Below are 16,562 nucleotides of genomic sequence, written 5' to 3' on the forward strand. Positions count from 1 at the left end.
AGATTTATGCTTAGGGATCGACATGGGCGCGGTTTGCGTGGCCCGCTAATGCCAAGTGTTCTGCCTGCTCGAAAGACATCGCGTCAGTACTTCGACGAATTGGCCATGGCAGTGGTGACCCGAATCGAGCACCAGGTTTCCGCCAGTCTCAATACAGAAGTCAGTAGTCTTCGTCACATTGAGTTCGCGGTGGCGGACATTCCGCCGGAAGTCACTCCCTTTGACGCCGACATAGTGGAGGACGCAGGCGTCCCTTTGGCCCGACTTTTTCCCGCCCAGCCGGGGACCGTCGCCGCTGCCCCGCGCATCGTCCTTTATCGGCGGCCGATTGAAATGCGATCCGCCTCGCTTGCCGAAAAGGAACTTCTCATACAGTCCGTTCTGGCCGAACAACTGTCCGGCCTCCTCGGAATCAGCCCGGACGAAATGGACTGAACGGGGCCGGGGAAACGTTCGCGGCCGTCGCAACGTCCGGCGCTCAACGCAAAGCACTGCGGCCGTAGGTACTAACCCACAACCGCAGTGCTCTCGACCGTGCAACGCTCGGACTCCGTGGGAGCGTGGTAGCACAGGTCAACCGTTTATACGCCTACTGGTATTCGCTGATCCTCAACGGGAACGGTCGGCTCGCCGACTCCGTCCTGTCGCGAAACATGGTTATCGAATTCCGTGATCACCGATTCATAGTGCGGTTGCGGAACAATCCGGTTGGCATTGATGCTTTGCGAACCTATTTCGGGGTTGATCATGGGAGTGGATCCGGAAATCACCAAGGGACGGAACCGGTCTCCCCTCATACGCGCCACTTCACGTGCTTGACGCTTGATTTTGCGACGTTCACGTTCGGACAGTCCACCCCAGATTCCAAATCGCTCATCGTGTTCCAGGGCGTACTGCAAACAATCAGTGCGCACTTCACAGCGTGCACAGATGCGTTTAGCATCACGGGTGGAACCACCCTTCTCCGGAAAGAATGCCTCCGGGTCCGTCTGTGCGCAGAGGGCACGCGTCTGCCAACCTTGTAGGGTGCCCAATAGCTCCGATAGGTAATCCCGACTTTCCATACGCTCCGCCTCCTGTTATTGCACCGAAAAACCGATGCGCTACTGCGGGAACCACGATCGTGCCGCGGACGACGAACCTCATTGAGACGAGCCTGCTGACTCTTAGGCCACTGCCGACGATCGCGCTGCTCTCACACTGCTGCGCCGTCTACAACGCTCGATCCCCACCGCTGTCCCGCGGGTGACGTCGGACTGTGCCTTGTATATGGTTCTTCCGTTGCCGCTCAGTTGTATACGCGTACGACCTGGGATACCGTCGCGTCTGAGAACCGACGGGCCGATCCATAGCGATGTCATACATCTATGTATGGCACATTCTGGATTCCTATCCAGCACCACTTCCGTTTGGCCTGTGTCGGTTCGTCGCGCGCTACGCGGTTCTCCTTCCTCTATATGTCAACGACCGAGTCGCCGGTTGGTCACGCCCCCACCTTGAGATGTCCATCCGGTCCATTGACCCCATCGATGGACACGAGCCCCACTCAAAAGACCGTCGACCGTTCACTTGTTATTCGAAGCGGTCGTTGCGCCTCCCTCACAGAGACGAGCTCGACACGGACCTACACCTTGATCCAGCGCCACTGAAGGCCCGCCCCACCTGCGGCACGGGCTGGATCTCATGCCACAACGGACATTCACGGTCAATGACACGATGACACCAAACGATAGCGCAAAGTAACAATTTGGGCAATACCCACTAAAGGTGGAAGATAGTCGAGGCGCGATGGCTTCGCTGTTAACGAGGCTTCGCTGTGACCGCTGTTATCGGAGATGCGCCGGGACGTGACCCATACCCAGAGGCTCAGAGCCACCAGAAGATACGCCGATTGCACGACCAGAGTCCAGGCGGCGTCGCCGGAGTGGATCCACACTTTGCCCGTGTCGGCCAACTGTGTGTCCGCGTCGAAACCGTACAGCGCCGCCGACGCCGCCAAGGGAATTCCCAGGGCCAAATACGCGGCATAGCACCATTTGGCGATCTTTCGCACTCGCAGAGTCGGTCTCAAGTACACCGCTACCGCCGGGGCCAACAAGGGTAGGGCGCTGAACAGGATCTCAGGGGAATCGTCCGAGAAACCGATTTGAGCCGCTCGCGCGAGAACGGTGTCGCGGGGATCAGTTCCGACCGCATACAACCACTGCATGCCGGCGGAAACGATCAGAGCGGGAGCGGCCAGCAACAGCACCGCAACAAGCGCTTGAGTCGAGCGGCGGCCGAATCTTCGGTGTTTGTCCTCGTCGGTGTGGGCCATGCTAAACCAAATCGTTCCTACCCTTGGATTTCAGTTCCTCCACCACAAGTTTGACCTCTTGAGCTCGATCTCGTGGAGCCACCAGGACGGCGTCGTCGGTGTCCACCACGATCGCATCGTCGACGCCGATCGTGGCGATCAATCGATCGCCGGCCGATACGACGACATTGCGTTTGGATTCGTTGAGAAGGGGTTCCGGGCCGGAACCGGAGTTGAGGACGACATTGCCGAGACCGTCGCCCTTGATCACCTTTCCCAAGGTGTCGAAATCACCGACGTCGTCCCAAGAGAAACGCCCGGGCACGACCCCTACCATGCTCTCGGCCGCTGCCGGTTCCATGACGGCGTAGTCGACGGAGATTTTTTCCAACGTCGGCCATAGTTGCGAGAACAGCGACTCTCGCTGTGGCGAGTCCCAGGCTTCCGCCAGTCTCCGTACCGTCTGATGCAGTTGCGGTTTACGTTTGGCCAATTGGTCCAGGAAGACGTCCACACGCCAGGTGAACATACCGGCGTTCCATAGGTATTGGCCTGAATTGACGTATTCCACGGCAGACACCTGATCGGGTTTCTCGACGAAAGCATCAAGCTTATAACCGGGTCCGATGTTGTCGCCGATGCGCAGATACCCCAGCCCGGTGTCGGGTCCGCTGGGGGTGATGCCGATCGTCATGAGAAATCCTTGATCGGCCAGGTCCATGGCCTTCTCCACCGTCTGAGCGAACGCCTCATGGTCGGGCACGAGGTGATCGGCGGCGAACGACCCCATGATGGCCTTGGGATCACGCTCGGCGATGACGGCGGCGGCCAGCGAAATCGCTGCCGCGGAATCCCGGGGGGACGGCTCGACGAGGATGTTGTCGCCGGGAACCTGCGGAAGCTGTCGGGCAACGTCCACCGCATGCGCCGACCCGGTGACCACATAGGTGTGGTCGACCGCCGACAATCGCCCCAGACGCTCTACGGTTGACTGAAGCAGGGACTGGTCGGAACCGGTCAACGGCAGTAGAAATTTCGGTCGCTGTGACCGCGACAGGGGCCAGAGACGGGTACCGGACCCGCCGGCAGGAACAACCGCATGCAACATACTTCCAGTCTAGCGATTGCCTGCCGTGCTTTCGTCGCACTCCCTCCGCTACGTCACCATCCGCCGGTGTCGGATCGATTGTGCTAGAAGAGTCGCGGCTGATTTTCGTCTTCGGCCCCGCGCATGTCGTCGTAGTCGAGCACGACGCAGCGGATACCTCGATCCTCCGCCAGGACCCGGGCCTGTGGCTTGATGATCTGAGCGGCGAAGACTCCGGTGACCGGCCGTAGGAGCGGATCCCGATTCAACAGTTCGAGGTACCTCGTCAACTGTTCCACTCCGTCGATCTCACCGCGTCGTTTGATCTCCACCGCCACGTGTGCGCCGCCGTCATCACGACACATGAGGTCCACCGGGCCGATGGCGGTCGGATATTCCCGTCGCACCAGACTCCAACCGTCGCCGAGCGGGGTGGTGTCCGCCGCCAGCAGCTTCTGCAGGTGTGCTTCGACACCGTCTTTCTGCAGCCCGGGATCGACACCAAGGTCGTGCGTGACGTCTTCGAAGATTTCTTCGATGCGTATGGTCAACCGATCTCCCGATTTCTTGGACGTCACCGTCCACACCTCATCGTCCTCCTGGATCGTGCAGGGTGGAGTCATCCAGTTGAGCGGCTTGTACGAACCTCCATCGGAGTGGATGAGCACACTTCCGTCCCCCTTACACATGATGAGCCGTTTGGCCATGGGGAGATGGGCGGCGAGTCGGCCGGTGTAGTCCACCGAGCAACGGGCGACAATCAAACGCATGCGGAGAATTGTACGGAAGAGCCTCGGTGATTAACGAAGGCGCGGTGGTGAGGTGATCACGCCGTTCACGCTCGTTTGGGGCTGAACACCCATGTGCGATAGGCGTAGAAGCGGAACCCGGACGCCAGGGCGACCCCCACGACGTTGGCGGCGATGTTTTTGGCCAGGACGGTGTCGAAGTGGCTCGGCCAGACCATCGCCAGGCCGAAGTTGGCCCAGAGGCAGAGCAACGAGATCAGCAGGCCGATGCCGTTGAAAAAGAAGTATAGAAAGTACTGGCCGGCCGCCTGTCGTGAGGTTTCCGATTCCGCCAGGTTGTGCCGCCAGGTCCAGTAGCGGTTCCCCAGGAACGCCCCGGTGGTCGCGATGATCATCGAAACGGTCTTGGCGACTCCCGAGTTCCATTCGAAGCCGATCAGGAACACGTTGAAGAGCCCGACGTCCACGAGAAAGGCCGTTCCTCCCACGCTGAGGAAGCGAACCAACTCTCCGAACCTGTCGTAGAGCCGCCGTATGAGCCCGATGGGCCGCTGTGAGCTCGGGTCCACCTGTTCGTCGTCATCGCAGCGAACAGGGGTGGAGCTGTGCGACATGTCGTTCCTCAGGTTGCGGCGTGGGCGTGCCGGTGTGACGCCACGACCGGCACCGTGGACGCCTCCACTTTAGTCGGGCTCGCTCGCTACCGCCACCATACCTAGCAATACAGGTGGTTTAGCCTGGTGGAAGCGCATATCCTCGCTTCCGTCAAGGGTGAACTCCTGCCGTCCGGTATCGACGCCGAAGGTATACCAGCCGTCACCGTTCAACGCGCCCCGCGCACGGGACATGCACGGTGAAGGTCGTGCGTCCTCTCCGACGAACCAGGTCAAATCGTGGTTATAGGAAGACCCGCCCCAGACGGTGTAGGCGACCGTGGTTTCTCCGGCCGGCAGACTCAACTCGTAATCGGCCGGGGAGCCGATGTCGTACAGCGCTATCTCCCGGTCCGGTTCCCCCGGGGCGCGGTATATGACGGTCATTCCCCAACCGGCCCATCTCAGGTCGCATTTGCCGCATTTGGCGCTGGGAAGATCGGCCCGGTTGGACGCGGCCCAGACCTCGCGGTCCGGCGACACCAGATGAGTGACGTCGGCGTGAGCCTGCGAACCGTGTTGGGATTGTGCGATCCCGGTGGCGTCGACGGTAGCCCATTGCGAACCATCCCAGAGGCGGACCGATTGCGGAGCCTGTTCCACGCTCCCCCAGTACAATTCCGCTCGCACGATCTCGGCACCCTCCGGTAGCGGCATCGCCGCCCCGGACATGGAGTGTCCCAGCAGCGGGAACGGTGCCACCGGATCGCCCAGGCGATACCGGTACGCTCCCATGGGCCATTTGTCGCCGTGTCCGTTCTGGGTCTTCTCCACGCAATTGAAGGGTCGACACGACATCCACGTGTTTCCGATCGAGTCCACGCCGCTGGCTTCGGTCGTGGCGAACAGTGCGGAACTGCCTTGTGGGGCAATGGCGATACGCAGCTCTTCGGTACCGCTGACCGCTCCCGTCGTCTCTATGACGAAGGTCTGATATCCGGTTACGGTCGGCGGAATGTCGATCATGAGCGTCACCAGATAATCGAAGTCCTCCGGGCTCTCACATTCGGCACCCTGTTCGGTCTCCGCACACTCCCAACCTTCCGGCGTCTCTTCGTCCGCCAAGGTGATCCCCTCGGGGAAATCGGCCGCGAGGGAAACCGTCGCCCCCTCTTCGCCGGCCTCCGGTCCGCGCAGGCTGATCGGAAGTTCGTTGGTTCCTCCGGCGCGCAGTCCACTCTCGCCCAGGCTGTGGCTGATAGCGACCGGTACCGGATCCGGTTCCGGCTCCTTCGGGTCGGGTTCCTCTTCCGGAGGGTCGTCCTCTTCCTCCGGCTCGTCGGCGGGCGGAGGAGGGGGATCATCGGCCGGGGATTCCTCTTCCGGCTCATCCTCCTCTTCGGCGGGCGGTGAGTCGGGCGGCTCCTGCGCGGCGGGAGGCGGCTCCGGCTCGTCCTCCGGTTCGTCTTGGTTCATGGCGACCATGATGGCCCCGGCGACCACGGCGGTGGCCGTCCCGGCGGCAATGGACCCCTTGGTGCCCAATTGTTGGAAGAGCCGCCGCACCCAGTTACCCACTGCTTTGAACGGCGACCACAGGACTGCCAGAACACCGCCGAAGGCCGTTCCCGCCGCCGCGGCCGAACTCGCTCCCAGATAGGGGGCGGCGACCGCACCCAGCATGATCGGAGCCAGCACGCCGCGCAACGAGGAGTTCACTTCGGCCAACTCGACGACCAGGATCTTACATGCGGCGCATTCGTTCAGATGGTTGTCGACCTTCTGCGACTCACGGGTGGCGAGGCGGCCCCGGACGTGAGCGCCCAGGCGTTCCACCGTCCAATGACATTGCGCGTCAGGAGAGTCGGCTATGTGCTCTTGGAGAAACAACTGCCGCAGGCGTTCACGCGCACGATACGCGAGCGCCGCGACCCCGTTGGCCGTCATTCCCAGCAATGGGGCGATGGAGGCGGGAGAGTCGTTTTCCACTTCGGTGTGCCACAGGACCATTTGCCAGCGTTCAGGAAGTTTGCTGAAGGCATTGGAGGCGTAGCGTCGGTCCATTTTCGCTACGGTCGCGTCGTCTTGGGTTTCCCCGGATTCGAGGACCGCCGCGTCGTCGGTGAACGTGACCTTCTTGTCTTTGCGCAGGCGGTCGTAAAAGACGTTGCGCATGCTGCGGAGGAGATAGGGGCGGAAGGAAAGGTCGGGGCCCTTGCCTTCCTGCATCGCTTGGAGGATCTTCGCGAAGGTTTCCGATACCAGGTCGTCGGCGGTGGCCGCGTCCGAGGTGAGGATGCGGGCCAGTCGGTTCGCCGCAATGTAGTGGCGTTCGTAGAGCTGAGCGTAGGCGCCCGTATCGCCGTCGCGGGTGGCTTTGATCAGTTCCGGATCGGATGTTTCGACGTCGGGGGTGTGGGAGTGGGGCTCGGACGTGGCCTGTTCCACTGTTTTCCTTTCCTCTGGGTCCAACCGGCGGCATGGCTGGTCTGTGACCACTGGACACGGCGATGATGGGGCTGCCGGGATGCGACGACCTCGCCTGTCACCTGTTCCAGTGTGATTCACCCGAATCGTCGTGGGACTTCGTGCTACCGGAGGAAATATCCCAGATCACGACGGGGGAACCGAGTTCGTCGTCTCAGCCAACCGATCATTTCGGGCTTCGCATATCTGCACTCTATGCGAAGCCTGCTACCTCGCCAGTCGTTGCCGTTCGCCAATGCCGTTCAGCAACGAGCATCTGTGTTCCTTAACGATGTGGCCGGGCTTTGGTTGCGGGGTTCATAGACCTCGATCGTTCCATCCGCCAACACTATTGAAACGTGAAGGGGTGGCGATACCTTATTAAGATACAAATATTAGCGATTTCTGATTCTTGCCTACCGGAGTGAGATCGGGGGCATAGGGGGTGGCCCGGTGGAGGCACGTCACAATTCCGACCCGAGGTACCTGGGCGACTATGCGGTTCTAGGACGAATAGGCAAGGGCGGCATGGGAATGGTCTACCTAGGATCAAACCCCGACGGCACGCTCGTCGCTCTCAAGGTGGTCCGCGAGGAATATCTGGAGGACAAGGAATTTCGCCACCGTTTTCGACGTGAAGTATCCAATTCCCAGAAAGTCAACGACAGTGCGCACACCGCGGCGGTGTTGGATTCCGACGCCGAGGCTCGTATTCCCTGGCTCGCCTCGGAATTCTTCTACGGCCCAACCCTTCTCGACATCCTGTCCGGAAAACCCCTACGCGATGGCGCGTGGATGTCCCTGGCCACCGGCTTGGCTCAAGCATTGGAGACGATTCATGCCGCGGACGTGATCCACCGCGACCTCAAACCCTCGAACATTCTACTGACCGAAGACGGACTCAAAGTCCTTGACCTGGGCATCGCTCGCGCCACTGAATCGCACACCTACTCCACTTTGACGCAGACCAATCAACGAGTCGGCACCGCGGCGTACATGTCTCCCGAACAGGCCATCGGCGATCGTTTGTCTCCCCAGAGCGATGTCTTTTCCCTCGGAACGATCCTGTTCGAGGCCGGCACTGGACGCAACCCCTTTCTGCGCGACGGCGGTGCGATCCAAACCATGTTCGCCATCGCACAGAACGACCCCGATTTCTCGGACGTGCCGAAACGGCTGTCGACCGTGATACGTCCGTGTTTGGAGGGCGATCCCGCCAATAGACCGTCTCCAGCGGAACTGCTCACCCAACTTCAACGACTCCCCATGGCGCAGGGGTCCTGGCCGGACCGCGTCAGCTCGTTGACTCGGCGCCAGAAAACCCAAGCCGACTATTTGCGGCGCCGAGCACAAGGCACGAGCAAGCGCCCCGGTGGCCCCACCGCGCCGAATTACGCCAAGGGCCGATACACGGCTCCCACGGCCGGCGCGAACCCCGGCGACACCCATAAGTTCGCCTCGTCCCATGCCGGTTCGAACGATTCACGGCGGAAGGCCTCCGCCGACGGCGGTGCCTCGACTCCTCCGAAAACGCCGCCTCCAAACAAGCCGGACGACAAGAAAACCACTCCTCCGCCCCGCGATCCGCTGAATACGGGCGGCAAGATCGTTCTCAGCATTGCCGCCGCCGTACTGCTGTTGTGGTTTCTCTCCGACGCCGACTTCAACGACTCTTCTGCGGACTCGAATTCCCCCGACGACGGCCCTACCACGACAACTCCAGTCAAGCAGCCCGCAGACAACGATGACGATACCGACCCAGACGACGACACACGGCCCGAGCCTGAACTCAGTGATATCGAAAAGGCCACGGCAGGAGACTGCTTTGTCAACACCGGCACCTACGACGATCCCGATTTGAGCGCGCGTAGCTGCGACGACGGCATGTACGAAGTGGCCAAGGTCGTCAACGGAAGCGGCAATCATTCCCGCTGCGACAGGGCCGCCGATCTCACCCGTTCACTGTCGTATTCGTCTTACGACCTTACTCTGTGCCTGAGTTACCGGCATTCGGCGGGCAACGCCTACCACGCCGAGGCCGACGATTGCTTTTACGGCCCCCCGGGAGAAAACGAACCGAAAAATCTCACCGATTGCGGCACAGGAGTTTTTCGGGTATTGAACCGATTCGAGGGGACCACCGATACTTCTCGGTGTGACAAGGGAACGTACTACACCGGTTGGCAGACCTTTACCACGGGCGTGGACGAGCTCAACGTTCTCCTCTGCACCTCCATGATCTACCCGGACGACGCGGGTTACGCCTCGGTCGACCACTGCATGTACCGCACCGGGTCGGGCGACGACATGTCCTTCACCTTCTCGAACTGTTCCAGCGCCAACGCGATCATCACCGGTCGGTCGGGAAGCTATGGCGATCAGGGCATGTGCGGAAATCACGGTTGGTATACCTGGCGCCACGGCGAATACGACGGATACGAATATACGATCTGTTACCGCGATTACCCCTGACTCGAAGGACTCCGCACACACGCCGGACATCGCCTGTCCGGGGGATACCGTGCGTTCAATTCGCCACGTTAAAATGAATTTTCTTCCTATGAAGTACACGCTTTGTATTCCCGGTCCGGCCGCCGAGCTCATCAGTACTGGTCAATCACGCCCCTGAGACCTTCGCCGCCACAAAAGGCAACCTCAACAGCCACAACTACAAAAACAGGGCCACTCACCATGCAGTATCTTCATTAGGTAGGTCCGCGCGTTGGGACGTATTCCTCATGCTGAATACCTTTATCCATATCGGGTAGACGGTTGGAGGCGACGTCACCGGTTTTGCGGTTCGACCTATGGCTGGACCGGAGCAAAGTCGATAAGCAGAAGGGAGTGCGGACATGCCTGCATCAGTACTGTTGGCACTGTTGACAGTCACCTGCCTCGTCGCACTCACCCCCGCATTGGTGCGTCGCTATGACAAAGACGAACGCCTCCTTGCCGATCGACTCAATCAGCCCGCGCGAGTTCTGGATCGCGAAGACGACCCTCGAACACCACTGGAAACACCCGCTCCCACCACAACAATCGAACACGACACCGATACGTATCCCAAAACTGACACGCGTTCATGGTGGAGCCGACACGGCAAAAGGGCCGGGCGCTCGGTACGGTTGAGTGAACCCCGTACTTCTGACGCTGAGGGCCAAGAGATGAATGACTGGGAGACAAATGAAACGAGGCGCCGCCTGTGGTGGCAGGGCCGCCACCGACGTGTCCTCTATATCCTCCTGGCCTTGAATTCGCTGCAGGCCACCGGAGTCGCCGTCATCGGCCCCGGCTTCTGGGCCGGGCTGGTAACGTCGTTCGTCCTTCTGGCCGCCTTCGTCGTCTTCCTGCGTCAACGCGCCATCCGGATCCAGCACCAGCATCGTCGTACCGTCCGGCGAAGTCGGGTGGCACCCGCCACCACCGAGGTTGCCGACGAAGATCTCGACGATGTTTACGTTCCCGAGCAGAACGCCACGTATGAGGATGTCGAAATGGAACCTCCGGAGGACGAACCCGACCTGGAGGTCGAGGAGAGAGGCTCATACCTTTTCGGTGACGGCACCATGGCCGACACTCCACGCAGTGAAGTACGCCGCGATTCCGGCAACGGCATCCGTGGTCGATCCTATGAGACCCCGGCTAGACTGGACCGGTGACAGACCGCAGCCCGAACTCCACGACTTCGCGACACCGCCACATCCTGACGTTCAACTTCCGCCAAGGCCGGAAGAAGGCTCGCCACGATGAGGCCGAACAGCTCCGTCCGCGCTACGAGCTGGCCTGGTCGCCGGAGGACGGGCGGCTGGATCTGCCGGAACTGTTCGGTCGCAATGCTCCCACCGTACTGGAAATCGGCTCGGGCAACGGCGAAGCCACCCTGGCCATGGCGGAGGCGGACCCGGCGCGCGACATTCTCGCCGTAGAGGTCTATCCGCAGGGAGTCGCCGATTTGATGATTGGAGCGGACGAGCGCGGGATCGACAACGTCCGCGTGTACAACGGTGATGCGCTTCCGCTGCTGTGGGAGGGTCTCGAACCGAATTCGCTGGACGAAATCCGGGTCTACTTCCCCGACCCGTGGACGAAGAAAAGACACCACAAACGCCGCATCATTCAACCCGATCACGTCGCGACCATGCGTGAGCTGCTGCGCATCGGCGGTCGCCTCCACACCGCCACCGACATCACCGACTACGCCGAGCACATGCTGGAAGTCATGACCGCCGCGAACGGCCTGGAAAACGACTACGCGGGGTTCGCCCCACGACCCGACCATCGCCCGGTCACCAAATTCGAACGTCGCGGGCAAGGAGCCGGACGCGACATCTTCGATCTGCTGTTCACCAAGACCGGCTGAATTCGGCTAACCGCCGCGTTTCGCGGCACGTCCGAGCGCCCGCTCGATTTCCCGATCCGCCTCGCGTTTGGCGAGGGCCTGACGCTTGTCGTGTCGTTTACGCCCCCGGGCGAGCCCGAGTTCGACCTTCGCCCATCCGTCGTTGAAATACAGCGACAGGGGAATGAGGGTCAGACCGACTTCGGCCAGTTTGGGCTGAAGTTTGTCGATCTCGCTGCGATGCAGCAGCAGCTTACGGATTCGGCGCGGCGGATGATTAGTCCACGTACCGTAGTCGTATTCCTGTATGTGCAGGTTGTGGATACGGGCCTCGCCGTTGTGAATCTCTCCGAAGGCGTCGTTGAGGTTGCCACGCCCTTGACGCAGCGCCTTGACTTCCGTTCCGGAGAGCACCAGCCCGGCCTCATAGGTGTCCAGGATGTCGTAGTCGTACCGCGCTTTGCGGTTGGTCGTGATGACACTGCGACCGGGGCCGGCATGTTTCAAGCCGTTGTCTGTGGATTTCTTTTTCTTGGACACCAGGCAAGTTTAACGGTCGCACGCGAACGATGTCGAATCCCTTTTGCCGCGTCATCGGCAGAGGCAGGAGGGCAGGTACCCGACGGGGTCAACTTGACTGCCCTGCCGACGCACCTCGAAGTGCAGGTGTGGACCGGTGGACTGACCGGTCGAACCGACCGACCCGATCGGCGCATTGGCGGACACCCGCTGTCCTCTGGAAACGTGGATATCGGACTGGTGCCCGTAACAGGTCGCCAAGCCGCCCCCGTGATCGATGCAGGTCAGCAGGCCGTAGCCGCCGTTCCATCCGGCGTAGACGACCGTCCCCGAACCGGCGGCGTAGATGGTGCTTCCCGACCCGGCGGCGAAGTCGACTCCACCGTGGTAGGTCTTCGTTCCGAACATCGGGTGGGTGCGCCAACCGTAGTTCGACGATTTCCAGCCGTTGACGGGCACGAGAAACCGTCCGTCGCCCGCGGACGGCTGCGACGGAGGATCCGGCTGTTTCGGTTCCGAGGCCTCACGAATCTGCCGGGCGAGTGCGTCCGATTCACGCTGCAGCTTGTCATAACGATCTTGGAAGTCATCGCGGTACTTCTCCGCCGTCGCCAGAGCATCCTTCTGCTCCTGTTTCAACGACACGAGGGAATTGTAGGCGTCTTCGGCCGCGTCCCGTTTCTGCCGGGCCAGATCAGCCAGGCGTTCGGCTTCGTCGGCGGCGTCCTCGGCGGCCTGTGCCGCGAGCGACGCTCGGTTACGGGCGTTCGACGCCTCCGTCCGCTTCAAAGTGACCTCTTCGACCGCGTCCTGTCTGCTGGCGGTAACGAGGTCGAAGTAGCTCAGCCGGTCGACCAGGTCACCCAGCTCCTCGGCCTCCAGAGAGCTGGACAGGGTCGACAGTTCCACTCCACGGTAGGTGGCACTGAGAATATCGGCTCGTTCCTCGCGGGCTGTGTCAACGGCGTCTTGAGCGTCCTGACGCACCTCGACCGCCGTGTCCAACTCGTCGGCGGCCTTTTCCGCCTCACGCTGAGCCTCGGCCTCTCGAACCTCGGCGGCGGCCGCCTTCCCTCGAGCGTCCGAGAGCTCGTCCTCGGCGTCGGGGATGGCAAGCTCCGTCTGAGCGAGAACGTCCCCCGCCTCTTTGACCTCTTCGGAGGCGCCTTCCAGGCTCGCGGCCACTTCGGCCTTGCGTTTCTCGACCGCGTCCAGTTGAGCCTGCGGCGATTGCGGCACAGCGGGCTCACCGGCCAGCAGGATGACCACGGCAGAACAAAAAACCACAAAAGCCTTCACAATCGTCAAATCTAGGCCAAGCGAGAGTTTCTGTCGGGTATTTGCCCAAGTTTGTCGAAAAAGCGCGAACGTTGCTATTCACCTCGGCATGTGGGAAACCACCGGCCCCGTGAGGCTGACAGGTGAATGTCAGCCTCACGGGGCCGGTGCAGTATCTCCGGAAGCCGAACGGCTCCGGGTCACACTCGTATGTTGAACCTCAGTGTAATCCAGGCGGTCACCGCACTGATCGCGGCGGCCACCCCGGCCAAAATCGGCAGCAACATCAAAATGGTCGTCCACTCGATGTTCGGCATGAGGTTGAACACGGCTTCGAACTTGCCGTCGATGACGAACACCTTCGCCGCCAGCAGGGTTCCGAAGGCGATGAACGCACCGATCAGACCGGCGAACACGGCTTCCAGCACAAACGGAGCCTGGACGAACCAGTTGGGCGCGCCCACCAGCTTCATGATCGCCACCTCCCGACGCCGGGAAAAGGCGGCGACCTGAATAGTGTTGGCCACCAGCATCAAAGCCGCCAGACCCTGTACGCCGGCCAGCACCAGGCTCAGTTTCTGACCACCGTCAAGGACATTGAAGACGTTCTGCAGGACTTCCTTCTGGTTGGTTATCTGTGCGACGTCCTCGTGGTCGGCGTATTCGTCGATCAATTCATCCGCTCGGGTGATGTCGGTGAGCTTGATCCGGAACGCCGACGGAAGCACGGAGGCGTCCACACTGTCGATCAGCTCCGGGGAGTCCTCAAAGGTTTGCTGGAAACGTTGCCAGGCGTCTTCCTGACTCTCATAGGTCAGCTTGTCCACCAGAGGATTTTGATTGAGATCGGACTCCATCTGTTTCTCTACCTCTTCATCGACGTCGCGATTCAGGTAGATGACGACCTCAAGGTCGGTCTGATACTGCTCTTCCAACTCATTCACCTGGTTGTAGAGCAACAGAGCGGCACCCAGCATGGAGAGCGACACCGCCATGGTGATGATCATGGCGACGGTCATGGAGATATTACGCCAGAGACCGAGGAAGACCTCAGACAATACATATTTCGCGCGCATTGGCGTTGCTTTCTACCTTCCGTCTTACTCGGTTCGATTAACCGTACACACCGCGGGACTGGTCGCGAATGATCTGCCCGCCTTCGATTTCAATGACGCGCCGCCGCATCTGGTTCACAATGTTGGAATCGTGCGTCACCATCAGAATCGTGGTTCCGGTGCGACTGATGCGGTCGAGCAAACGCATGATCTCAATCGAGGTGTCGGGATCGAGGTTCCCGGTCGGCTCGTCGGCGAGCATGATCAAGGGGCGATTGACAAACGCCCGGGCCACTGCCACACGCTGCTGCTCACCACCGGAGAGTTCGTCGGGGTAGCGGTGCTCCTTACCGCCCAGACCCACAAGCTCCAATACTTCGGGAACCACCCGCCGGGCCACGTTCTTCGGTTTACCGATGACTTCCAAGGCAAAGGCCACGTTCTCGGCCGCCGTGCGGTTCGGCAGCAGACGAAAGTCCTGGAAGACGCAACCGATCGTGCGGCGATACGCCGGAATCTTCCAGCGCCGCATTTTCGTTACGTCCTTGTCGTTGACATAGACCTTCCCCTTGTCCGGAACTTCCTCCCGCAGCAAGAGTTTGATGATAGTAGATTTACCCGCTCCGGTTGGCCCGATGAAGAAGACAAACTCACCCTTGTCAATGGTGACGTCAATATTCTCCACTGAGGGTCGGCTGGACCGTCGATACTGCTTCGTTACGTCTTCTAGGCGAATCACGTGAAGAAGTCTAGTCATCCGGTCCAAACCCCGCACGGGCACCCGCCCCGAAAGCGGCTTTTCGCCACCCTGTCAAGCTGCCAAAACCAACCGTGCACTCAGCATGTACACATTGAATTCGTCCGAACGGCGGAGGCCACTCCAACCGCACATAGGATCGATATTCCCAGTAGGTAGGTCGACCGGGTGGAGGTCACCGCCCTTACGAACCGTCCTGGTTGTCCTTGCTCTTACGCCAGCGAATGCCCGCCTCCAGGAATCCGTCGATATTTCCGTCGTAGACCCCCTGCACGTCGCCGGTTTCATAGCCGGTGCGCAGGTCTTTCACCATCTGATACGGATGCTGCACATAGGAGCGCATCTGGTCGCCCCAGGAAGCGGTCACCGATCCCCGCAGAGAGTCGATCTTCGCCTTCTCCTCGTCGCGGGTGATCTGCAGCAGCTTGGCACGCAGAATCGACATCGCCGTGGCTCGGTTCTGCAACTGCGAGCGCTCGTTCTGACAGGCCACCGCGATGCCGGTGGGTGTGTGGGTGATGCGTACCGCCGAGTCGGTGGTGTTGACACCCTGTCCTCCGGGGCCGGAGGCGCGGAAGACGTCGATGCGGAGATCTTCGTTGGGGATGTCGATGTCGTCGGTCTGTTCCACCATGGGGACGACCTCCACTGCCGCGAAGCCGGTCTGTCGACGCCCTTGATTGTCGTATTTGCTGATGCGGACGACGCGGTGGGTTCCTTGTTCGACCGAGAGCGTGCCGTAGGCGTAGGGGCCGGATACGGCGAAGGTGGCGGATCGGATTCCGGCTTCTTCCGCGTAGGACACGTCGTAGACTTCGGTGCCGTAGTCGTGGGCTTCGGCCCAGCGCAGGTACATGCGCATGAGTTGCTCGGCGAAGTCGCAGGCGTCGGCTCCGCCCGCCCCGGATCGTACGGAGATGACCGCGTTGCGCTCGTCGTATTCGCCGGAGAGGAGGGTCTGGACTTCCAGGTCGTCGATGGCTTTTCGTACGGCTGCCAGTTCGCCGTCCGCTTCGGCCGCGGAGGAGGGGTCGTCTTCGGCGACGGCCAGTTCGCTGAGCACTTCGATGTCGTCCAGCCTGGCGTGCAGGTCGTTGATGCGCCGGAGTTGCGTCTGTACATGTGACAGCCGCGAGGTGACCTTTTGAGCGTGCGCGGGATCGTCCCATAGCTCGGGGTCGGCCGCTGCCGCCTCCAATTCGGTTTCTTCTCTGCGAAGGTTGGGGAGGTCGAGTACCACCTCAACACTGTCGAGCGTCTTACGGAGTTCGCTTAGGTCGGCTGATACGTCATGACTGGTCACAAGATCCTAGCTTACGTTATCGGTCAAACCCTGTTGTGATTGAGGAGAACGGCGCTTGTGGAGCGCGGCGACGTTTTCACCGGGCAATTTCGGTGTGCGCGGGAAATGTAAATCCAGTCA

14 protein-coding genes and 1 pseudogene are annotated in these 16,562 nt (G+C 60.9%); 4 read left to right on the forward strand and 11 right to left on the reverse strand.

The annotated features are described in order from the left end of the window. Window positions 1-6: 6 nt before the first annotated feature. Window positions 7-435: a metallopeptidase family protein gene (locus HALAL_RS0101015; RefSeq protein WP_084471795.1), complete on the forward strand. Its 429-nt coding sequence runs from the start codon at window positions 7-9 to the stop codon at window positions 433-435. A gap of 377 nt (window positions 436-812) precedes the next feature. Here the strand turns inward: HALAL_RS0101015 and HALAL_RS19255 are convergent. The 6 genes and pseudogenes from HALAL_RS19255 to HALAL_RS17195 form a co-directional block, all read right to left on the reverse strand. Next, window positions 813-1,064: pseudogene (locus tag HALAL_RS19255) on the reverse strand (WhiB family transcriptional regulator); the annotation flags it as partial. A 641-nt stretch (window positions 1,065-1,705) separates the two neighbouring features. Next, entirely contained in the window at window positions 1,706-2,317 is a 612-nt protein-coding gene (locus tag HALAL_RS0101025) for a hypothetical protein (protein WP_025272211.1), read from the reverse strand. A 1-nt stretch (window position 2,318) separates the two neighbouring features. After that, window positions 2,319-3,404: a mannose-1-phosphate guanylyltransferase gene (locus tag HALAL_RS0101030; protein ID WP_025272212.1), complete on the reverse strand. Its 1,086-nt coding sequence runs from the start codon at window positions 3,402-3,404 to the stop codon at window positions 2,319-2,321. A gap of 83 nt (window positions 3,405-3,487) precedes the next feature. Continuing rightward, the gene (gene nucS, locus HALAL_RS0101035) at window positions 3,488-4,153 is read right to left on the reverse strand and encodes an endonuclease NucS (protein WP_025272213.1); all 666 of its coding nucleotides are present in this window, start codon (window positions 4,151-4,153) and stop codon (window positions 3,488-3,490) included. A gap of 65 nt (window positions 4,154-4,218) precedes the next feature. Beyond that, window positions 4,219-4,746 (reverse strand): GtrA family protein, encoded by a 528-nt coding sequence (locus HALAL_RS0101040; RefSeq protein ID WP_025272214.1) that lies wholly within the window; start codon window positions 4,744-4,746, stop codon window positions 4,219-4,221. A gap of 69 nt (window positions 4,747-4,815) precedes the next feature. Further along, a complete protein-coding gene (locus HALAL_RS17195; RefSeq protein ID WP_025272215.1) occupies window positions 4,816-7,173 on the reverse strand; it encodes a sigma-70 family RNA polymerase sigma factor in 2,358 nt (785 codons plus the stop codon). Between the two features lie 471 nt (window positions 7,174-7,644). On the opposite strand from HALAL_RS17195, the gene HALAL_RS17200 reads away from it, so the two are divergent. The 3 genes from HALAL_RS17200 (at window position 7,645) to trmB (ending at window position 11,551) form a co-directional block, all read left to right on the forward strand. After that, complete coding sequence (locus HALAL_RS17200) at window positions 7,645-9,663, forward strand: serine/threonine protein kinase (protein ID WP_025272216.1); 2,019 nt, start codon at window positions 7,645-7,647, stop codon at window positions 9,661-9,663. 380 nt (window positions 9,664-10,043) lie between these two features. Beyond that, the gene (locus HALAL_RS0101055; protein ID WP_025272217.1) at window positions 10,044-10,850 is read left to right on the forward strand and encodes a hypothetical protein; all 807 of its coding nucleotides are present in this window, start codon (window positions 10,044-10,046) and stop codon (window positions 10,848-10,850) included. After that, a complete protein-coding gene (gene trmB / locus HALAL_RS0101060; protein WP_025272218.1) occupies window positions 10,847-11,551 on the forward strand; it encodes a tRNA (guanosine(46)-N7)-methyltransferase TrmB in 705 nt (234 codons plus the stop codon). The genes HALAL_RS0101055 and trmB overlap by 4 nt, the downstream gene beginning before the upstream one ends. A gap of 6 nt (window positions 11,552-11,557) precedes the next feature. Here the strand turns inward: trmB and smpB are convergent, their stop codons facing one another. The 5 genes from smpB to prfB form a co-directional block, all read right to left on the reverse strand. Beyond that, window positions 11,558-12,070 carry an SsrA-binding protein SmpB gene (gene smpB / locus HALAL_RS0101065; protein WP_025272219.1) on the reverse strand — a complete coding sequence of 171 codons (513 nt, stop codon included), beginning with the start codon at window positions 12,068-12,070 and terminating at the stop codon, window positions 11,558-11,560. Between the two features lie 51 nt (window positions 12,071-12,121). Further along, window positions 12,122-13,336, reverse strand: coding sequence for a murein hydrolase activator EnvC family protein (locus tag HALAL_RS0101070; protein ID WP_156937544.1), 1,215 nt, complete (start codon window positions 13,334-13,336; stop codon window positions 12,122-12,124). A 191-nt stretch (window positions 13,337-13,527) separates the two neighbouring features. Beyond that, window positions 13,528-14,403, reverse strand: coding sequence for a permease-like cell division protein FtsX (ftsX, locus tag HALAL_RS0101075; protein ID WP_025272221.1), 876 nt, complete (start codon window positions 14,401-14,403; stop codon window positions 13,528-13,530). Between the two features lie 37 nt (window positions 14,404-14,440). Continuing rightward, complete coding sequence (ftsE, locus tag HALAL_RS0101080) at window positions 14,441-15,121, reverse strand: cell division ATP-binding protein FtsE (protein ID WP_025272222.1); 681 nt, start codon at window positions 15,119-15,121, stop codon at window positions 14,441-14,443. Window positions 15,122-15,323: 202 nt separating this feature from the next. Next, window positions 15,324-16,442 (reverse strand): peptide chain release factor 2, encoded by a 1,119-nt coding sequence (gene prfB, locus HALAL_RS0101085; RefSeq protein ID WP_025272223.1) that lies wholly within the window; start codon window positions 16,440-16,442, stop codon window positions 15,324-15,326. Between the last annotated feature and the right edge of the window lie 120 nt (window positions 16,443-16,562).

Origin of the sequence: Haloglycomyces albus DSM 45210, assembly GCF_000527155.1 — a bacterium.
In the GTDB taxonomy this organism is placed as follows: domain Bacteria; phylum Actinomycetota; class Actinomycetes; order Mycobacteriales; family Micromonosporaceae; genus Haloglycomyces; species Haloglycomyces albus.